Source organism: Kribbella sp. NPDC056861 (assembly GCF_040687575.1).
In the GTDB taxonomy this organism is placed as follows: Bacteria; Actinomycetota; Actinomycetes; order Propionibacteriales; family Kribbellaceae; genus Kribbella.
Genome location: NZ_JBFBNQ010000002.1, coordinates 1,106,242 through 1,124,621, shown reverse-complemented (window position 1 = coordinate 1,124,621; position 18,380 = coordinate 1,106,242). Strand labels below are relative to the sequence as shown.

Annotated in this window: 15 protein-coding genes; 8 read left to right on the top strand and 7 right to left on the bottom strand. The window is 67.9% G+C overall.

Annotated elements, in window-relative coordinates; all coding sequences use genetic code 11:
- Positions 1–156 precede the first annotated feature (156 nt).
- Positions 157–951, bottom strand: a complete 795-nt coding sequence (locus AB0P21_RS12290; protein ID WP_363695995.1) for a serine protease — start codon at positions 949–951, stop codon at positions 157–159.
- A 163-nt stretch (positions 952–1,114) separates the two neighbouring features.
- On the opposite strand from AB0P21_RS12290, the gene AB0P21_RS12285 reads away from it, so the two are divergent.
- The 4 genes from AB0P21_RS12285 to AB0P21_RS12270 all read left to right on the top strand — a co-directional run bounded on the left by AB0P21_RS12285 (position 1,115) and on the right by AB0P21_RS12270 (position 7,916).
- On the top strand, positions 1,115–2,482 hold the full coding sequence (locus AB0P21_RS12285) for a BTAD domain-containing putative transcriptional regulator (RefSeq protein WP_363695993.1): 1,368 nt from the start codon (positions 1,115–1,117) through the stop codon (positions 2,480–2,482).
- Positions 2,483–2,509: 27 nt separating this feature from the next.
- Complete coding sequence (locus AB0P21_RS12280; protein ID WP_363696489.1) at positions 2,510–3,727, top strand: crosslink repair DNA glycosylase YcaQ family protein; 1,218 nt, start codon at positions 2,510–2,512, stop codon at positions 3,725–3,727.
- A 238-nt stretch (positions 3,728–3,965) separates the two neighbouring features.
- Positions 3,966–6,887 carry a preprotein translocase subunit SecA gene (gene secA / locus AB0P21_RS12275; protein ID WP_363695991.1) on the top strand — a complete coding sequence of 974 codons (2,922 nt, stop codon included), beginning with the start codon at positions 3,966–3,968 and terminating at the stop codon, positions 6,885–6,887.
- 75 nt (positions 6,888–6,962) lie between these two features.
- Complete coding sequence (locus AB0P21_RS12270; RefSeq protein ID WP_363695989.1) at positions 6,963–7,916, top strand: nitronate monooxygenase; 954 nt, start codon at positions 6,963–6,965, stop codon at positions 7,914–7,916.
- Here the strand turns inward: AB0P21_RS12270 and AB0P21_RS12265 are convergent.
- From AB0P21_RS12265 to AB0P21_RS12240, 6 genes are read right to left on the bottom strand one after another with little or no spacing between them, the layout of a single operon-like run.
- Entirely contained in the window at positions 7,906–9,210 is a 1,305-nt protein-coding gene (locus tag AB0P21_RS12265; RefSeq protein ID WP_363695987.1) for an alpha-glucosidase/alpha-galactosidase, read from the bottom strand. The genes AB0P21_RS12270 and AB0P21_RS12265 overlap by 11 nt on opposite strands.
- Positions 9,207–10,133, bottom strand: coding sequence for a carbohydrate kinase family protein (locus tag AB0P21_RS12260; protein WP_363695985.1), 927 nt, complete (start codon positions 10,131–10,133; stop codon positions 9,207–9,209). Before AB0P21_RS12260 ends, AB0P21_RS12265 begins: the two co-directional genes overlap by 4 nt.
- A gap of 5 nt (positions 10,134–10,138) precedes the next feature.
- Entirely contained in the window at positions 10,139–10,960 is an 822-nt protein-coding gene (locus AB0P21_RS12255; protein WP_363695984.1) for a carbohydrate ABC transporter permease, read from the bottom strand.
- Complete coding sequence (locus AB0P21_RS12250; RefSeq protein WP_363695983.1) at positions 10,957–11,880, bottom strand: sugar ABC transporter permease; 924 nt, start codon at positions 11,878–11,880, stop codon at positions 10,957–10,959. The genes AB0P21_RS12255 and AB0P21_RS12250 overlap by 4 nt, the downstream gene beginning before the upstream one ends.
- Positions 11,880–13,163 carry an ABC transporter substrate-binding protein gene (locus AB0P21_RS12245; RefSeq protein WP_363695982.1) on the bottom strand — a complete coding sequence of 428 codons (1,284 nt, stop codon included), beginning with the start codon at positions 13,161–13,163 and terminating at the stop codon, positions 11,880–11,882. Before AB0P21_RS12245 ends, AB0P21_RS12250 begins: the two co-directional genes overlap by 1 nt.
- Positions 13,164–13,201: 38 nt before the next feature.
- Positions 13,202–14,011: an endo alpha-1,4 polygalactosaminidase gene (locus AB0P21_RS12240; RefSeq protein ID WP_363695981.1), complete on the bottom strand. Its 810-nt coding sequence runs from the start codon at positions 14,009–14,011 to the stop codon at positions 13,202–13,204.
- A gap of 306 nt (positions 14,012–14,317) precedes the next feature.
- Between AB0P21_RS12240 and AB0P21_RS12235 the strand changes: the two genes are divergently transcribed.
- From AB0P21_RS12235 to AB0P21_RS12220, 4 genes are read left to right on the top strand one after another with little or no spacing between them, the layout of a single operon-like run.
- A complete protein-coding gene (locus AB0P21_RS12235; RefSeq protein ID WP_363695979.1) occupies positions 14,318–15,346 on the top strand; it encodes a LacI family DNA-binding transcriptional regulator in 1,029 nt (342 codons plus the stop codon).
- Entirely contained in the window at positions 15,343–16,635 is a 1,293-nt protein-coding gene (locus AB0P21_RS12230) for an extracellular solute-binding protein (RefSeq protein ID WP_363695978.1), read from the top strand. Before AB0P21_RS12235 ends, AB0P21_RS12230 begins: the two co-directional genes overlap by 4 nt.
- Complete coding sequence (locus tag AB0P21_RS12225) at positions 16,632–17,534, top strand: sugar ABC transporter permease (protein ID WP_363695977.1); 903 nt, start codon at positions 16,632–16,634, stop codon at positions 17,532–17,534. The genes AB0P21_RS12230 and AB0P21_RS12225 overlap by 4 nt, the downstream gene beginning before the upstream one ends.
- On the top strand, positions 17,531–18,361 hold the full coding sequence (locus tag AB0P21_RS12220; RefSeq protein WP_363695976.1) for a carbohydrate ABC transporter permease: 831 nt from the start codon (positions 17,531–17,533) through the stop codon (positions 18,359–18,361). The genes AB0P21_RS12225 and AB0P21_RS12220 overlap by 4 nt, the downstream gene beginning before the upstream one ends.
- Positions 18,362–18,380 lie beyond the last annotated feature (19 nt).

The window sequence follows — 18,380 nt, the reverse complement described above, 5'->3', positions numbered from 1 at the left end:
CTGGGTCGGGCGTTGTTTGGCGCTTGCGGCGCCCAGGCACGCACCTCGCGGCACTTGACGAGCATCCACGATGCTCCGCATCGAGGACGCTCCTCAAGCACCGCGATGCACGCACCTGGACACCGCAATCACTCAAACAACGCCCGACCCAGGGCACTAGCTGTCGATCTGCGCCTGCAGTGCCGCGGCGTAGGTCGCTACCTCGGCATAGACGCCCGGGTTGCCGGCGTCGGCGCAGCCGATGCCCCAGGAGACGACACCGAAGAGCCGGCCGTTGAGGACCAGCGGGCCGCCCGAGTCGCCCTGGCAGGAGTCCTTGCCGCCGTCTTCGTAGCCGGCGCAGATCTCACCGGCGCCCGTGTAGCCCTCGCTGGCGTAGGCGGACTCGCAGTACGCGTCACCCAGTACCGGCACGGCGACCTTCTGGAACGTGTCGTCCGGGCCAGTGCCCTCGGTGGCGCCCCAGCCGTAGACGACCGAAGCAGCGCCGGCGGCGTCAGCGGCAGCGCTGGTCTCCAGCGCGAGAGTCGGTACGCCGTCGAACGGCGTCGCCAGGGTCATCACCGCGACGTCATGCCCCGGAGACTTCCCGTACTCCGGGTCCGCCCAGATGCTGGTGATCTTGGAGGTCTTGCCGCCGGTGCCGGACAGCTCGTCGCGGCCCTGGATCGCTGTGTAGGTGCTGGCTGCCGCGGTCGCGCAGTGCGCAGCGGTGACGATCTTGTTGGCCGCGACCAGCGTGGAGCCGCAGTACTGGCCACTGGGGACCGGGGAGCCGCTGTTGTTCAGTGCGATCGCCCACGGGGCGTCCGCGGTACTGGCGAGGTCTCCGCCGACAATCCGAGTGTGCGGGCCGGGCGGCGGCGCGGCGTTGGCCGACACTGCTCCGAGGGACGCTGCGGTCAACGCACCAACCGCGAGTACGGCGCGAACCAGCTGCAGTCTTGACATGCCTCACACTCCAGGGGTGATTGGGGCAGCGCGGGCGGCGCTGCCTGCCTCGACACTCTCGCGCCTACCGGTGGTAGCGCACCTCTCACTTGCGGTAACTCGGAAGTTATGACCGCTGCGATCCCTACACTCGGTCGGTCTGGACCGGAGCGAGGAGAGCCCGATGAGGACTGTGAGTTATGAGGTGCTCGGGCCGCTGACCGTCCGGCGCAACGGCATCCGGCGGGACGTGGGCCCTGAGCAACGACAGCGGATTCTGGCCGCCCTGCTGCTGCACGCCAACCAGGCGGTCCCGCTGACCGATCTGGTCGCCGCTGCCTGGGACGGCAAGCCGCCCGCGGACGCTGACCAGGTGGTCCGCACCCAGGTCGCCGCACTGCGGGACCTGGTAGATCCGCAGCGGATGGCCAGAGCCGCCGAGTTGCTGATCACGCTGGCGGACGGCAGCTACGTGCTGTGCGTCGAGCCGGGCGACAGCGATCTCGACCTGTTCAACCGGGACGTCGAGCGGGCCGGCGAGTTGCGGGCCGCGGGCAGCAACGCCGAGGCCGCCAAGCTGCTCCGTACTGCGCTCGCGCTCTGGCAGGGCACGCCGCTGGAAGGCCTGACTGGTCCGCTGTTCGACAACGCCCGCGCGCAGCTGGCCGATGCTCGGCAGCGGGCTCAGGAAGCGCTCGACCAGCTCGGCACCGGTCAGTCCGCCTCCTCGCCTGGCCAACCGCCCGCCACTACCTGGTCGTCCGCACAGCCGATGACGCGTTCTCAGCCGCCGACGCCCTGGCAGGCCCCGTCCTCCGCGTACGGGACGCCGCAGCCGGTGGAGCCTGCTCGGCCATCGGTGGCGAAGCTGGTCGTGCTCAAGCTGCTCGGTGCGGCGGTACCGGTCGTCTCGCTCGGGTTCCTCGGCTGGCTGGTCACCGCGGGAGTCGCGCTCAAGCGCCGCAGCCTGGCGCTCGGATTGTCGGCCGCGGCTTACCTGGCCAGCATCGTGTGGTTCACGGTGTACGTGATGGTTCCTCCGGAGGAGCCTGAGTTGTCCAACGGTCAGGCCTTGGTCACGCTGCTCTACCTCTGCGCCGGCATCGCCTGCTCGATCCAGGCCGCCATCGTGATCGGCAGCCCCAAGCGGCGCGCTGGCCTGCAGCCGCCGTACCTGCTCCGGCCGCAGCTGCCGCAGTACCAGCCGCAGCCGTTCCAGTCGTCGCAGCACTCGCCCGACGCCGTACTGCGGAACGAGGCGCGGCACCTCGCCAGCACCCAGCCTGCTCGCGCTCGCCTGCTCGGGATCGGCCGCCCCGACCTGCCCCGGCAGTTCGACGACGGCGGCCTGATCGACCTCAACGACGCCCCTGCGGACCTGCTCGACACCCTGCCCGGGGTCACCGGCAAGCAGGCCGCGGCGATCGTCGTCAGCCGCCTCCAGAGCGGCCGGTTCCGCCGGGTCGACGAACTCTGGACCAGAGGCCTGCTGCCCGGCCCGTTGGCCCCGGAGCTCACCGACCGGCTGGTGATCATCGACCTCCAGGACTGAGTTTTGTCGGTGCCACCAGGCAGACTTCTGCCCGTGACTACCGAGGTGTTGTCGACGGCTCAAGCCCGGCGGATCGCGCTCGCCGCTCAGGGGTTCACCGATCCGCGCCCGAAAGGCGTGCCGGACTCGCGCGCGCTGACTCGCGTGCTCGGCCGGATCGGCCTGATCCAGATCGATTCGGTCAACGTGCTGAGCCGAGCGCAGTACCTGCCGCTCTACTCCCGCCTCGGGCCGTACCCGCGCGACCTGCTCGACCGCGCCGCGGGCAAGTCGCCGCGCAAGCTGGTCGAGTACTGGGCGCACGAGGCGTCGCTGATCCCGGTCGAGACGCACCCGCTGATGCGGTGGCGGATGGCCCGGGCGAGCACCGAGGCGTGGGGCGGTCCGCGCTCGATCGCGGTCGAGCGGCCGGAGCTGGTCAAGCAGGTGCTCGCCGACGTGCGCGACCACGGCCCGTTGACCGCCCGGGAGATCGACGACGACGTCGAGCGCGACCGCAACAACTGGGGCTGGAACTGGTCCGACGTCAAGCGCGCGCTGGAGTTCCTCTTCTTCGCGGGGGAGATCACCGTCGCCCGGCGCAACCAGCAGTTCGAGCGGATGTACGACGTACCGGAGCGGGTGCTGCCCGCCTCGGTGGTCGCGACCCCGACCCCGACACCCGAGGAGGCACATCGCGGTCTGGTCTCGATCGCGGCTCGCTCCCACGGTGTCGCGACCGCGCAATGCCTGAAGGACTACTTCCGTACTGCGCCCGCCGCCACCGCGCAGGCGATCGCCGAGCTGGTCGAGGAGGGTGAGCTGCTGCCGGTCACCATCCAGGGCTGGAAGCGCCCGGCGTACCTGCACCGCGACGCCAAGCTCCCACGCCGGGTCAACACCAGAGCCCTGGTCAGCCCCTTCGACTCGCTGGTCTACGAGCGCACCCGCACGGAGGTCCTGTTCGACTTCCGCTACCGGATCGAGATCTACGTCCCCGCCGAGAAGCGCATCTACGGGTACTACGTGCTGCCGTTCCTCCTCGGCGACCGCCTGGTGGCCCGCGTCGACCTCAAGGCCGACCGCACCGCCGGCGTCCTCCTGGTCCAGTCGGCCCACGCCGAGCCGAAAGCCCCCGCCGAGACCGCCGAGGAACTGGCCGCCGAGCTGACCCAACTAGCCGGCTGGCTGGGCCTCGACCAGGTCCGGGTAGCCGGCGGCGGCGACCTGGCCCCCGCCCTGAGCATCGCCCTCCGAGGCTCCTAGCCACCCACCACCACCCACATCAACACCCCAGCGGGGCGTAGTACTGGAACTTTTCGGACCTCTCACTCGTGGGTGGAGCAAGGCGTGGCTCACTCCGGGGAGTGGGTTGGCGCCCGCCGCCCAGTACCATGGGTGGCGCCCGCCAGGCGGGCAGTCCGTGCTGCGTCCGTCACCGGGTACGCACGGTCAGGCACCCGCCGCATTGAAGGCTGCACAGTCAAGGAGTGGACCCCCCACGATGAAGGCGTTCGACAAGTTACTGCGGATCGGCGAGGGCAAGATCGTTCGCAAGCTCGAGAGCATCGCCAAGGTGGTGAACTCGATCGAGGACGAATTCACCCCGATGTCCGACGAAGAGCTGCGCGCCCAGACGGCCGACTTCAAGCAACGGGTCGACAACGGGGAGTCCCTGGACGGCCTGCTGCCGGAGGCCTTCGCGGTCGTCCGCGAGGCGGCCAAGCGGACCCTGCACCAGCGCCACTACGACGTCCAGATCATGGGCGGCGCGGCGCTGCACCTGGGCAACATCGCCGAGATGAAGACCGGTGAGGGCAAGACCCTGGTCGGCACCCTGCCGACCTACCTGAACGCGCTGTCCGGCAAGGGCGTGCACGTGGTCACGGTGAACGACTACCTGGCTCGCTTCCAGGCCGAGTGGATGGGCCGGGTGTACCACTTCCTCGGCCTCGACTACGGCGTGATCCTGCCGGAGATGACCCCGGCCGAGCGCCGGCTGGCCTACGCCAAGGACATCACCTACGGCACCAACAACGAGTTCGGCTTCGACTACCTGCGCGACAACATGGCCAACTCGATCGAGGACTGCGTCCAGCGCGAGCACAACTACGCGATCGTGGACGAGGTCGACTCGATCCTGGTCGACGAGGCCCGGACCCCGCTGATCATCTCCGGCCCGGCCGAGGACTCGCAGCGCTGGTACGTCGAGATGGCCAACCTGGCCGGCGTGCTGAAGCCGCGGTTCGCCGACGACAAGATCGCCGAGGACCAGCGCCCGGTCGCCGACTACGAGGTGGACGAGAAGAAGCGCACCGTCGCCATCCTCGAGCGCGGGATCGAGAAGGTCGAGGACCGGCTCGGCATCGACAACCTGTACGAGTCGGCCAACACCCCGCTGATCAGCTACCTGAACAACGCGCTGAAGGCCAAGGACCTGTTCCGCAAGGACAAGGACTACGTGGTCGTCGACGGCGAGGTGCTGATCGTCGACGAGCACACCGGCCGGACGCTGCACGGCCGCCGCTACAACGAGGGGCTGCACCAGGCGATCGAGGCCAAGGAGAAGGTCGAGATCAAGGAGGAGTACCAGACGCTGGCGACGATCACCCTGCAGAACTACTTCCGCCAGTACAGCAAGCTGGCCGGGATGACCGGTACGGCGCAGACCGAGGCCGCCGAGTTCTCCAAGATCTACGGCCTGGGCGTCGTCCCGATCCCGACCAACAAGCCGATGGTCCGCCAGGACCAGCGCGACCTGATCTACCGCACCGAGGAAGCCAAGTTCGAGGCCGTCGTCGAGGACATCGCGACCCGGCACGAGACCGGCCAGCCGATCCTGGTCGGCACCACCAGCGTGGAGAAGTCCGAGCGGCTGTCGAACCAGCTCCGCAAGCGCAACATCGCGCACGAGGTGCTGAACGCCAAGCAGCACGCGCGGGAGGCCGCGATCGTCGCCGAGGCGGGCCGTAAGAACGCCGTCACGGTGGCCACCAACATGGCCGGCCGTGGTACCGACATCATCCTCGGCGGCAACCCCGAGCACCTGGCCGACAAGGACCTGCGCGCGCGCGGGATCGACCCGGTCGAGTCCGCGGAGGAGTACGAGGCGGAGTACCCGAAGGTCCTGGAGAAGTTCGAGAAGCTGGTCAAGGACGAGCAGGTCGAGGTCCGCGAGGCCGGCGGCCTGTACGTGCTGGGCACCGAGCGGCACGAGTCGCGCCGGATCGACAACCAGCTGCGTGGCCGGTCCGGCCGGCAGGGCGACCCGGGCGAGTCCCGCTTCTACCTGTCGCTGGAGGACGACCTGATGCGCCTGTTCAAGCGCGAGATGGTCGACTGGGCGATGTCGCGCAACGACGACGACACGGTGCCGCTGGAGAACAAGGTGGTCACCAAGGCGATCGCGTCGGCGCAGTCCCAGGTCGAGGCGCAGAACTTCGAGACCCGGAAGAACATCCTCAAGTACGACGACGTGATGAACCGGCAACGGCACGTCGTGTACGACGAGCGCCGCCGGGTGCTCGAGGGCGCCGACCTGCAGGACCAGGTGCTCGACATGCTCGACGAGACGGTCACCGGCTACGTCCAGGGCGCGACCGCCGACGGGTTCGCCGAGGACTGGGACCTGGACCAGCTGTTCACCGCGCTGAAGACGCTGTACCAGACCGAGGTCACCGAGGACGAGCTGATCGAGGAGGCCGGCGGCGACCGGTCCGGGCTCACCCAGGACTTCCTGGTCGACAAGTTCATCGGCGACGCCCGCGACGCGTACGCGCGGCGCGAGGAGAGCCTCGGCTCCGACGCGATGCGTGAGCTCGAGCGCCGGGTGGTGCTGAGCGTGCTGGACCGCAAGTGGCGCGAGCACCTGTACGAGATGGACTACCTGCGCGAGGGCATCGGCCTGCGCGCGATGGCACAGCGCGACCCGCTGGTCGAGTACCAGCGCGAGGGCTACGACATGTTCGCCGCCATGATGGAGTCCATCAAGGAGGAGTCGGTCGCGTTCATCTTCAACGTCGAGGTCGACATCGAGGCGATGCAGGCCGACCTGGCCGCGCAGGCGGAGCTGGCCGAGCTGGAGGAGACCGAGGCCCAGGACATCCTGGTCCCGGGCGCCCCGGTGGCCGAGTTCCCGGGCCGTCAGTCCGGTGACGACGACGAGGACCGCCCGCAGGACGCACCCCGTCCGCAGGACACCCCGAAGCTGCGCGCCAAGGGCCTGTCCAACGAGAGCCGCCCGCAGCGGCTGACCTACTCGGCGCCGACGATCGACGGCGACGACGAGGTCTCGGTGCACGCCGACGCGGTCGAGGGTGGCGCCCTGGAGTACCCGGGCACCCCGCGCAACGCGGTCTGCCCGTGTGGTTCGGGCAAGAAGTACAAGCGCTGCCACGGCGACGCTGCCTCGGACGTCTACAAGTAACCACGCAGTACTCTCGAAGGCCCGCTCCCAGTTGTTGGGGCGGGCCTTCGGCTTTGCGGAGAAAGAGGGAACGAGATGGGCACCTGGTTGACGGACACGTTCGGCTTGCCGGTGCCGGTGGTCGGGGCGCCCATGGCGAACGTCAGCGGCGGCCGGCTGACCGGCGCGATCTCGGTGGCCGGCGGACTGGGGATGCTCGGCGCCGGCTCCGCGGTGTCGGCCGAGTGGATCCGCACCGAGGGCGCCGTCGCGGCGGCGACCGGCAAACCGTACGGCGTGGGCCTGATGGCATGGTCGGTCAAGGACCACCCCGACCACCTGGACGCAGTACTCGAGCTGAAGCCGGCGCTCGTCTCGCTCAGCTTCGGCGACTACCGCCCGTACGTCGAACCGCTGCGCGGCGCCGGCATCGTCGTCGCCACCCAGGCCGGCACGGTCGCCGATGCCCGTGAGGCGATCGACGCAGGAGTCGACGCGATCGTCGTCCGTGGCGCCGAGGCGGGTGGGCACGGTCGCAACGAGGTCGCCACACTGCCTTTGCTGCAAGCGATTCTGGACCTGACCGACCTCCCGGTCCTGGCCGGCGGTGGCATCTCAGGCGCTCGCGGGCTTGCCGCAGTACTGGCTGCTGGTGCGGCCGGCGGCTGGATCGGCACAGCCTTCCTGACCTGCGAAGAGGCGCTGACCCCCGATGCCTCGCGCCAGCGCCTGCTGGAAGCCGACGAGACCGACACCGTTTACGGCACGGTCTTCGACGCCGCCTCCCGAGCAGGCTGGCCGGACGAGTTCGGCGGCCGCGCTCTCCGCAACACCTTCTACGACACGTGGGAGGGACGTGAAGACGCGCTGAAGTCGGATGACGAAGGCCACCAGCAGTACGTCACTGCAACTCGTGGAGCGGACCCCACCTCAGCCTCGCTGTACGCCGGCCAAGGTGTGGGCGCGCTCCACAAGTCCACTACTGCAGCGGAGGTCGTTGCCGACCTCGCCACCTACAAGAACTACCTGAAAGCCGCGCTCACAGACTGAGCTGTGCCCGGAGAGCGGGAGCCAGATAGTTGCTGTGGGCCTCTACCAGTTCGTTGGCCATCGCCCAGATCTGTGGCACCGTCAGCGCCGCCGACGTGGCCGGGTCGACCATCAACGCCTGACGGATCGCACGCGGGTCGTCCTCCAGAGCGGCACGGACAACCAGTTCGTTGACACCGACGTACGCGCGGTTGAGCGCTGCACACTGCGCCGGCAACGCGCCGACGGCGGTCGGCTGAACACCCAAAGCATCAACCAGGCAAGGAACTTCGACCACTGACCCATCGGGCAGGTTGGAGATCAGTCCCGTGTTCACCACGTTGCCGTAGATGGTCCGCGGCGTCCCGGTGACGATGCTGTGGATGACCTGCGGCGCATACTCCATCGTGCCCTCGACCGGGATCGGGTCGCCGGTCTTCAGCGCGTTCCGGGTGCCCTCGTAGAGCGCGACGTTCTCCTCGATGATCCGCAGGTAGTCGCCCACCGGCAACCGCAGCCGCTCCACCTCCGACGCGTCGTGCAGATACCACGGCACGTACTCCGACGAGTGCTCGCTCGTCTCGGTCGGGTAGTAGCCAAGCCGCTTGTACATGTCGACTCGCACCCGCCGGGCCAGCTCGGGATCGCGGGCGATCACCTCGTCCAGCGCCGGGTACAGGTCCTTGCCCTGGTGCTCGAACCGCATCACCCACGCCTGGTGGTTCACCCCGGCGGCCAGGTAGTTCACCTCGGCCAGCGGCACCCCCACCAACGCGGACAGGTCGTGCAGCGTCCAGTAGACCGAGTGGCACAGCCCGACCACGTTCTTCACGCCGAGCGCCTTCAGGTACCAGACGTTCATCGCCATCGGGTTGGTGTAGTTCAGCAACCACGCGTCCGGACATACCTCCGCAATGTCCGCCGCCAGTCCCTTCAGCACCGGGAACGTCCGCAGCGCCCGGGACACCCCACCGACCCCGAGCGTGTCCGCGATCGTCTGCCGGACGCCGTACTTCGCCGGGATCTCGAAGTCGAGCCGGGTCGCGTCGTTCATCCCGACCTGGATGATGTTGATGACGAAGTCGCTCCCGTCCAGCGCCGCCCGCCGGTCGAGATGCTCGGTGATCCGCGGCGACACCCCACGCTCGGCGGCGATCGCCGCCGCGGCGCCCGAAGCAGTCGTCAGCCGCTCGGGATCGATGTCGTGCAAGGCGATGTGCAGCTCACCCAGGTCGTCGAAGCTGAACAGGTCGGCCAGCAACCCCTGGGTGAAGACGACGCTTCCGGCGCCGACGAATGCGATCTTGGTCGTCATCGTGCACTCTCCAGAGCAAGCTCCCAGTCGGCCTGCCCGGCGGTACCGCCGGCTGCACGCGTCGACAATGATCCACAGGCCGCAGCGATCGCCAGCGCCCGTTCCCGGCCGAGGCCGTTCAGTACTGCGGCGACGTACCCCGCGTCGAAGCTGTCCCCAGCCCCAACGGTGTCCACCGGCTTCGCTGCGAGCGCAGGGGCCCTCAGGATCTTCGAGCCGTCATGCGCCAGAGCACCGGCCGCGCCGTCCTTCACCACGACCAGCGGTCCGCGGCGAGCCAGGATGCCGGCCGCATCCTCCAGTACTGGGTGCCCTGTCAACGCATGCGCCTCAGCCGCGTTGGGGAACAGGATGTCGGTCACCCGCAACACTGCATCCAGTACTACGCGATCCCACCGCCCACTCGGGTCGTCGTTGGTGTCGAGCGAGGTGGTCGCCTTGTTGCTCTTCGCCTCCTTGAACAGCGCCGCCAGCCCAGCAGCGAGCTCAGGCATCAAGTAGAACGAGGCAGCGTGCACGTGCCGCACAGAACGCAGCAGATCCACCGGTACGTCGTACGAGGTGGTCGCAGGCAAGCAGCCGGGAGCAGTGAGGATCGCCCGGTCGTCGCCGGATGTCAGTACGGTCGTCAGGGGAGTGGGCAACAGGTCGTCGACCACTAGCGCCGACACGTCAACACCCCGCTCCACCAGCGCGTTGCGGACGAACTCGCCCGCAGGGTCGTTGCCCACGCGTCCGGCGAAGGCCACACTCAGCCCCAGCCGGGCAGCGCCGCACGCCATGATCGCGGCGGAGCCACCGAGTACCAGTGAGCCGCTGTTGACCAGCCGCTCGCGCTGCCCAAAGGGAAGCGCTTGTGGAACAGGTCCTATCACCACATCGGGGTTTGCATCCCCGATGACTAGCAAGTCAAAACCACTCATATCTGTCAGCCCTTAAGTCCAGTGGAAGCCAGCGAGCGGATGAACGCCTTCTGGGCCAGCAGGAACCCCAGCAGTACCGGCAGCACCGTGATGACATTGCCCGCCATCACCGCCGCCCACTGCGTGTGGTGCTGGCCCTGGAAGGTCGTCAAGCCGAGCTGGAGGGTGTAGTTGGTGTCATGGTTGATGGCGATCAGCGGCCAGGTCAGGTCGTTCCAGGTACTCAGGAACGTCAGGACGGCAACAGTGCTGAGCGCAGGCTTGGCCAGTGGCAGCACCACGGACACGAGGATCCGCAGCCGACCACAACCGTCGAGCCAGGCCGCCTCTTCGAGTTCACGCGGCAGCGAGACGAAGAACTGCCGGAACAGGAACACCGAGAACGGCGTCACCAGCGACGGCACGATCAGCGCGCCCAGCGTGTCGATCAGGCCGAGCTCCTTCATTACCAGGAAGGTCGGGATCATCGTCAGCTGGAACGGGATCACCATCGTCGCGAGCATCATCCCGAGCAGCAGCTTCGACCCGGCGAACCGCATCCGGGCGAACGCGTAGCCACCGAGCGACCCGAGCACCAGGTTGGCGGTCACCGCGACCGCCGAGACGATGAACGAGTTGAGGAACCAGCGTGGGAACAAGGCGTTCCCGAGCACGAACCGGTAGCCGTCCAGCTTGATCCCGGACGGGATCAGCGCCGGTGGGAACCGGTTGATCTCCGCGTTGCTCATCACCGAGCTGACCAGCAGCCAGATCAGCGGCAGCGCGAACATCAGTGCCAGCGGCGCCAGGACGAGATGCCACGGACTGAAGGGGAGGCGTTTGGTCATCGGGCGGCCCTCCGTCGGTAGAGCTGCAGGGCGAGGCCGATGACCAGCAACGCGACAGCCAGCGCGTACGCCGCGGCCGCGCTGTAGCCGGCCGTGAACGTCTTGAACGCCTTCTCCCAGATGAAGTAGACGATCACCGTGGTCGAGCCGAGCGGCCCGCCCTTGGTGGTGACGAAGACCAGGTCGAACACCTGCAACGCGTTGATCGTCTGGAACAGCACCAGGAAGATCGTGACCGGGGTCAGCGTCGGGAGGGTGACATGGCGCAGTACGCCGGCCTTGCTCGCGCCGTCGATCCGGGCGGCCTCGACCAGCTCGTTCGGAACCCCTTGCAGGGCAGCGAGATAGACGATCACGCAGAAGCCGGTCCCGCTCCACAACGAGATCGCGACCAGCAGGTAGAGCGCCTGGCCGGGATCGCTGAAGAAGCCCTGCGCGGGCAGCCCCAGCTTGTGCAGCACCGAGTTGGCCGCCCCGAACTCGGGATCGAGCACGAACGAGAACAGCACCCCCTGGGCGGCCGCCGAGACCACGAACGGAACGAAGACCAAGGTGCGGTACAAGCTGATGAACTTGATCTGCCGGTCGAGCATCAACGCGATCGCCAACCCGCCGACCACGCTCAGCGGCACGTAGAGCACGGTGTAGATCAGGGTGTGCTCGACGGCCGAGGAGAAGTTCGGGTCCTTCGCCAAGGCCTTGTAGTTGGCCAGGCCGACCCATTGGCTGGGGGAGACCAGATCGTTGGCCTGGAACGACAACAGCAGCGACCACAGCACGGGCACCACGCTCAGCCCGAGGATGATCAGCACCGACGGGCTGACGAAGGCCCACGCGGTCGCCCCCTCGCCGCGGGTCCGCCGTTTGGCGGCCCGCCGTGCTCGAGGGTCGATCGTGAAGGTGCCGACGACACTGGCCATCAGCTGGGCACAGCCAGGAGGGCGTTGCACTGCTTGACGCACTCACTCAGCGCGTCGGCAGGTGACTTCTTCCCCAGCAGTACGGCGACGGTCGCCTGGCCGAGCTGCTGCGAGATCTTCGGGTACGCCGTGATGGTCGGCCGGACCTTCGCGGTCTCCAACGCGTCGACGAAGACCTGCAGCCCCTTCGTGCCGGCCGCGTGCTTCGTCCACTCCGGCAGCGCGGCCGTCGTCGTGGTGACCGGCAGGCTGCCGGCCTGGATGTCCCAGCGGACGTCCTGCTTCGGGTCGTTCAGCCATTTGACGAACTCGGTCGCCGCCTTGACCCGGGCCTTGCCGTTGTCGAACACGGTCCAGGTGTCCGGCCCCGAGATGGTGACCGGCTTCCCGGAGTACGACGGCAGCGGTACGACGCCGTAGTCGACGCCCTTGTCGATCACGTCCGGCAGCTGCCAGGGGCCGGTGGCAACCATTCCCATCCGGCCGCCGAGGAACACCTGGTAGAGCTGCTCGCCGCCCGGCTTCGGGTCGACGTACAGGGACTTGTCGGTGCGCAGCTTGTCGAGGGTGCCGAAGACCTGCTCGCCGACCTGGTCGAAGGCAACGGACTTGCCGTCCTCGCTGACCACGTTGCCGCCGAGGTCCCAGATCATCGGCCAGAGCCGCCAGACCGTGTCCTCGTCGCCGACGCCCGGCCAGCCGGTGCCGAAGATCCCCTTGGCGGGGTTGTTCAACTGCTGTGCGGTGCTGGTGAAGTCGTCCCAGGTCCAGCCCGCCTTCGGCTCTGCCAGGCCGGCCGCGGCGAAGAGTTTCTTGTTGTAGACAACGCACAGGGAGTCGAGCAGCGCCGGCGCCGCCCGGACCTTGCCCTGCACGGTGACTGCGTCGCGCGCGGCCGGCCAGAAGTCCTTGAGATCCATCGAGGCGGACAGGTCGGCCACCTTGGGACTGCGGGTCATACTGGCGAGGTCCGACCCGAAGATGTAGGCGATATCCGGGTAGGACCCCGCGGCCAGTCCCGCGGTGACCTTCTGCAGCATGCTGTCCGCCGTGACCCCACCGCCACCGCCGACGATCTTGATCAACGGGTGGGTGTCGTTGAACTGCTTGATCAAGGCATCGAGCGCCTTCTTGCCGGTGTCGGTCTGGCCGTGCCAGAGGTCGACGGTGACGACGCCACCGGCTTCCTCGTTGTCGGCCGACTTGCCGCAGGCAGCGAGACTGCCGGCGGCTGCCAGAGCGGCGGAGAAGCGCAGGATGTCGCGACGGGTTGGTGAAGACATGATTGACCCCAAAGACTTGGCAGGAGAGGAAAGACGGATCAGCAGGTCTTGCGGACGTACCCGCCGCTGCCCGGCGTGGAGACGTCCACGTCGCGCTGCACGATGCTGAGCCGGCTGCCGAACGCGCTGCAGGCCTTCTGCCGGCCGCTGTTCGTGTACTCGATCACGATCACGTTGTTGCCGAAGTAGTCGACGTAGTCACCGCACTCGTCGTACTGGCCGCACTCCTCGGCGACGGCGAAGTCCAGGCCGACGCTGCTGCGGTACTGGGACAGTTCGACGGTGTTCTTCTGGGCGATCGCCAGGTTCTTCGAGTGCGAGTAGTCGGCCAGCAGTTTCAGGTACGTCCTGGCCTGGCTGGTGCTGATCAGGTTCTTCGAGCGGGAGAAGCTGTCGTAGTTGTCCGGCTCGATCGCCTTGTAGCCCTTCGAGGCACAGCCGTCGATCCAGCCGTTGACCTTGGCGGCGACCCGGGCCGCCTTGGCGCCGCGGATGTCGAGCAGCGCCTCGCCCCAGTCCTCGTCGATGACGAGCTTGCCCTGGGCGTCGCGCAGCAGCAGGTCCGACGGCCACTGGCTCTGCTCGCCGGGCTGGACCTGGAAGGCGTTCACGTAACAGATGTTGTAGGCGCCGGAGGCGATCGCCGCGGTCCGGTCGCGGGTGACGACCTTGACCCCGGTGGGCGGGGTGTAGGCGCCGCCGATCTGGTAGTCGAACTTCTCGTGGACGGGCGGGAGGGTGACCGCCGCGCTGGCGGAGGTCGCGGTGAGGAGGGAGGTGAGGGCGGTGGCCGCGATGGCGGCGGCCGCTGCGGCCACCACCAGACGGCTAGGGCGGAAACGGGACACGATTGCTCCATCGGTCCAGGGGACGCTACCCCGCCTCGGGCCGTCGCCCTGGCGCCTGGAAACCGGACTTGAACAGGAGTTCTTACCGGCTGGGTGCGTCACTGCAGCGTGGGCCAGACAGGCCCGGCACTGATGGCTTAGTTAAGCGATCCGGCGGCACAGCGTCAAGAGCAAACCTGCAAAGGAGTGCGCGGAAACCTGAAGTTAACGCAGTCCTGCGCATTCGCGGTGAGCTCTTGACGGCGAGGGTTTGGACCGGTTTAGTGGCTCTCTAAACCGGTTTAAACACTCAATCCTGGGATGCAGATGAGTAAGGAACGGCCGACGATCGCGGATGTCGCGGTCCGGGCAGGTGTCTCCAAGGGCGCGGTCTCGTTCGCGTTGAACGGCAAACCCGGCCTGGCCCAGGCCACTGTCGACCGGATCCTGGCGGCCGCCGACGAGCTCGGCTGGCGGCCGAGCAGCCGGGCCAGGTCGCTGTCGGTCTCGAAGGCCTTCGCGCTCGGTCTGGTGATCACCAGGGACCCTGGAGTGCTGTCGTCCGACCCGTTCTTCCCGGCCTTCATCGGCGGTGTCGAGAGTGTGCTCGCACCTCGCGGGCAGGCGCTCGTGCTGCAGGTGGTCGCACCCGGCGAGGACGAGGAGGCGGGGTACCGGCGGCTGGCCCAGGACGGCCGGGTCGACGGCGTCTTCCTCTCCGACCTCAGGCACGAAGATCCCCGGATCGACCTGCTGACCTCGCTCGGTCTGCCCGCGGTCACGCTGAACCGCCCCGAGGTGGATTCACCGTTCCCCGCGGTCTGCCTGGACGATCGGCCGGGCACGGTCGCCGTCGTCCAGCACCTGCTCGAGCTCGGCCACCGCCGGATCGCGCACGTCGCCGGACCACAGGACTTCGTACACGCGACGGCGCGTACCGACGCCTTCGTCTCCGCCCTCGCCGAGGCAGGGCTGCGACCCGCCGGGGTCGAGACCAGCGACTTCACCGCCGCCGGCGGGATCGAAGCGACCAAGCGGCTGCTCGCGCTCCCCGAGCCGCCGACCGCGATCTTCTACGCCAACGACCGGATGGCGATCGCCGGGATGGGCGCCGCCCAGCAGACCGGCCTCAGAGTGCCCGACGACCTCAGCATCGCGGGTTTCGACGACAGCGAGCTCGCCGAGTTCGTCCATCCCGGTCTGACCACCGTGCGCGCCGATCCGTACGCCTTCGGCGAGGCGGCCGCCCGGACCCTCAACCAGCTCGTCGACGGCGAAGGGCCGGTAGCCGATCTGGAGCTGCCGCCCGCTCGCCTGATCATCCGGCGGTCAACCGCCAACCTGGAGGACAGATGAAGCACAAACTCGTGGCCGCGCTAGTGGCCTTCGGCCTCGCCGGTACTACGGCCGCCTGCGGCGGAAGCGGTGGTGGCGGCGATGCCGACGCGGCGGCCCAAGCCCGCGGTGAGATCACCGTCTGGCTGTCGAACAACGCCGAAGAAGTGGCCTGGGGCAAGCAGATGGTCGCCGCCTGGAACGCGGCGCACGCCGACCAGAAGGTGACCGCCCAGGAGATCCCCGCGGGCAAGAGCTCCGAGGAGGTCATCGGCGCCGCGATCACCGCGGGCAACGCGCCCTGCCTGATCTTCAACACGGCGCCCGCCTCCGTCTCGCAGTTCCAGAAGCAGGGTGGCCTGGTGGCGCTCGACAGCTTCGAAGACGGCAAGGCCTACCTCGAGGAGCGCAGCGGCAAGACCGCGGAGCAGTACAAGTCGACCGACGGCAAGTACTACCAGCTGCCGTGGAAGGCCAATCCGGTGATGATCTTCTACAACAAGAAGGTCTTCGCCAAGGCCGGGATCGACACCGCCAAGCCGCCGCTGGCGACGTACGACGAGTTCCTGGCCACGTCGCGCAAGGTGGTGGCCGCGAAGGCGGCGAAGTACGCGATCTATCCGGCGCCGAGCAACGAGTTCTACCAGTCCTGGTTCGACTTCTACCCGTTGTTCGCGGCCGAGACCGGTGGCAAGCAACTGGTTGCCGATGGCAAGTCCCAGTTCGCCTCGGACGAGGGCAAGAAGGTGGCCGGCTTCTGGCGCACCCTGTACGCCGACAAGCTCGCGTCGCAGGAGAAGTACACCGGTGACTCGTTCGTCGACGGGACCGCCGCGATGGCGATCGTCGGCCCGTGGGCGGTCGCGACGTACAAGGGCAAGGTCGAGTGGGGCGCGGTACCGGTGCCGACGTCGGCCGGGAAGCCCGCTGCCGAGACCTACACCTTCAGCGATGCGAAGAACGTCGCGATGTACTCGGCCTGCAAGAACCGCGGTACCGCGTGGGACGTGCTGAAGTTCGCCACCAGCAAGGAGCAGGACGGCAAGCTGCTGCAGGGCACCGGGCAGATGCCGTTGCGCGCCGACGTGGCCGGCGCCTACCCGGAGTACTTCGCGAAGAACCCCGACTACAAGCAGTTCGCCGACCAGGCCGCGCGGACCGTCGAGGTGCCGAACGTGGCCAACTCGATCACCATCTGGCAGACCTTCCGGGACGCCTACTCCAAGTCCGTGATCTTCGGTCAGCAGGATCCGGGCGAGGCCCTCGACGGCGCCGTCCAGAAGGTCGACCAGCTCGCCGCCGGGTCATGAGCCGCCGGACCGGGGTGCTGGGTGTTGTCCTGGGCAAACAACCGATCGGCACCCTGTTCGTCACCCCGTACGTGGTCTTCCTGGCGGCGATCTTCGCCTACCCGCTGGGATTCGCGGTCTACATGTCCTTCCACGACTACTTCTTCACCGCGCCCGGCGCGATCGTCGAGCGGCCGTGGGTGGGCTTCGCGAACTACGCCGCGGTGCTGTCCGACCCGGCGGTCCGGCGGTCGTTCGTCAACGTCGGCATCTTCTTGCTGATCAACGTGCCGCTGACCGTCATCCTGTCGCTGCTGCTGGCCTACGCCCTGAACGCCGCGATCCGGTGGCGGACGTTCTTCCGGGTCAGCTACTACGTCCCGTACGTCGCTGCGTCGGTTGCGGTGGTCGGTGTCTGGCTGTTCCTGTTCAACTCCGATGGTCTGGTCAACCGGATCCTCGGGCCGCTCGCCCCTGATCCGTCCTGGCTGGTGAACTCGAAGCTCGCGATGCCGACGGTGGCGATCTACGTGACCTGGAAGCAGTTGGGCTTCTTCATCCTGCTCTACCTGGCCGCGCTGCAGAACGTCTCGAAGGACCTGTACGAGGCGGCGTCGATGGACGGCGCCGGGCGGCTGAAGTCGTTCTGGAACGTGACGGTGCCAGGGGTCCGGCCGGCCACCACGCTGGTCGTGCTGCTCGCGACCGTGACGGGAGCGAACTTGTTCACCGAGCCGTATCTGCTCACCGGGGGCGGCGGTCCTGACGGGGCGTCGGCCTCACCGGTGCTGATCATGTACCAGAAGGGCATCGAGCAGGGCAATCCCGACATCGGCTCGGCGATCGGGGTGCTGCTGGTGATCGGCGTGCTGTTGCTGGCGCTCGTCGAACGCCGCTTCGTGGGGCGGGAGGACCGATGAAGCCGAAGAGTCCGTGGCGGTTCCTGACCTTGCTGGTCGGCGCCTTCGTCTTCCTGTTCCCCTTCTACTACATGCTGATCGGCAGCCTGCAGGCCGAGCCGGACCCGTCGGTGAAGGGCGCCTTCCCGTCGCCGGGCAACCTGACCGGGAAGAACTACACCGAGATCAACGCGGCGATCGACCTCGGCCGGTCGTTGCTGAACTCGGGCATCTTCACCGGCGGGGTCATCCTCGGCACGCTGGTCTTCGGCGTACTGACCGGCTATGCGCTGGCGCGGCTGCAGTTCCGTGGCCGCGGTGCGGTCTTCAACCTGATGCTGCTGGTGCAGGTGGTCCCGTTCCAGCTGCTGACCATCCCGCTGTACGTGATGATCGTGCGCAGCTACGGGCTGGCCGACTCCTATCTCGGCATGATCGCGCCGTTCGCGATCAACTCGACCGCGGTGTTCGTGTTCCGGCAGTACTTCCTGCAACTGCCGCAGGAGTTGTTCGACGCGGCCCGGATCGACGGCGCCGGTGAGCTGAACATTCTTTGGCGGGTGGCGATCCCGTTGGTCAAGCCCGCGTTGCTGACCGGGGTGCTGCTGACCTTCATCGGGCCGTGGAACGAGTTCCTCTGGCCGTTCCTGATCACCAAGCAACAGGATCTGCAGCCGCTCGCCGTGTCGTTGTCGAACTACCTGACCACCGTGTCGGCGCGAGCGGCGAACCCGTTCGGCGCAGTACTGGCCGGTGCTTGTGTGCTGGCTGCTCCGGCGGTCGGGCTGTTCATCGTCTTCCAGCGACGCTTCATCTCCTCCAGCCTCGAGTCCGGGGTCAAAGGCTAAGTTCTGAAAGGGTTTCCCG

Excerpts from the sequence above, each read along its gene's own strand:
- AB0P21_RS12290 (WP_363695995.1), bottom strand. The coding sequence starts at position 951 with ATGTCAAGACTGCAGCTGGTTCGCGCCGTACTCGCGGTTGGTGCGTTG.
- AB0P21_RS12285 (WP_363695993.1), top strand. The coding sequence starts at position 1,115 with ATGAGGACTGTGAGTTATGAGGTGCTCGGGCCGCTGACCGTCCGGCGC.
- secA (WP_363695991.1), top strand. The coding sequence starts at position 3,966 with ATGAAGGCGTTCGACAAGTTACTGCGGATCGGCGAGGGCAAGATCGTT.
- AB0P21_RS12270 (WP_363695989.1), top strand. The coding sequence starts at position 6,963 with ATGGGCACCTGGTTGACGGACACGTTCGGCTTGCCGGTGCCGGTGGTC.
- AB0P21_RS12265 (WP_363695987.1), bottom strand. The coding sequence starts at position 9,210 with ATGACGACCAAGATCGCATTCGTCGGCGCCGGAAGCGTCGTCTTCACC.
- AB0P21_RS12260 (WP_363695985.1), bottom strand. The coding sequence starts at position 10,133 with ATGAGTGGTTTTGACTTGCTAGTCATCGGGGATGCAAACCCCGATGTG.
- AB0P21_RS12255 (WP_363695984.1), bottom strand. The coding sequence starts at position 10,960 with ATGACCAAACGCCTCCCCTTCAGTCCGTGGCATCTCGTCCTGGCGCCG.
- AB0P21_RS12250 (WP_363695983.1), bottom strand. The coding sequence starts at position 11,880 with ATGGCCAGTGTCGTCGGCACCTTCACGATCGACCCTCGAGCACGGCGG.
- AB0P21_RS12245 (WP_363695982.1), bottom strand. The coding sequence starts at position 13,163 with ATGTCTTCACCAACCCGTCGCGACATCCTGCGCTTCTCCGCCGCTCTG.
- AB0P21_RS12235 (WP_363695979.1), top strand. The coding sequence starts at position 14,318 with ATGAGTAAGGAACGGCCGACGATCGCGGATGTCGCGGTCCGGGCAGGT.
- AB0P21_RS12230 (WP_363695978.1), top strand. The coding sequence starts at position 15,343 with ATGAAGCACAAACTCGTGGCCGCGCTAGTGGCCTTCGGCCTCGCCGGT.
- AB0P21_RS12225 (WP_363695977.1), top strand. The coding sequence starts at position 16,632 with ATGAGCCGCCGGACCGGGGTGCTGGGTGTTGTCCTGGGCAAACAACCG.
- AB0P21_RS12220 (WP_363695976.1), top strand. The coding sequence starts at position 17,531 with ATGAAGCCGAAGAGTCCGTGGCGGTTCCTGACCTTGCTGGTCGGCGCC.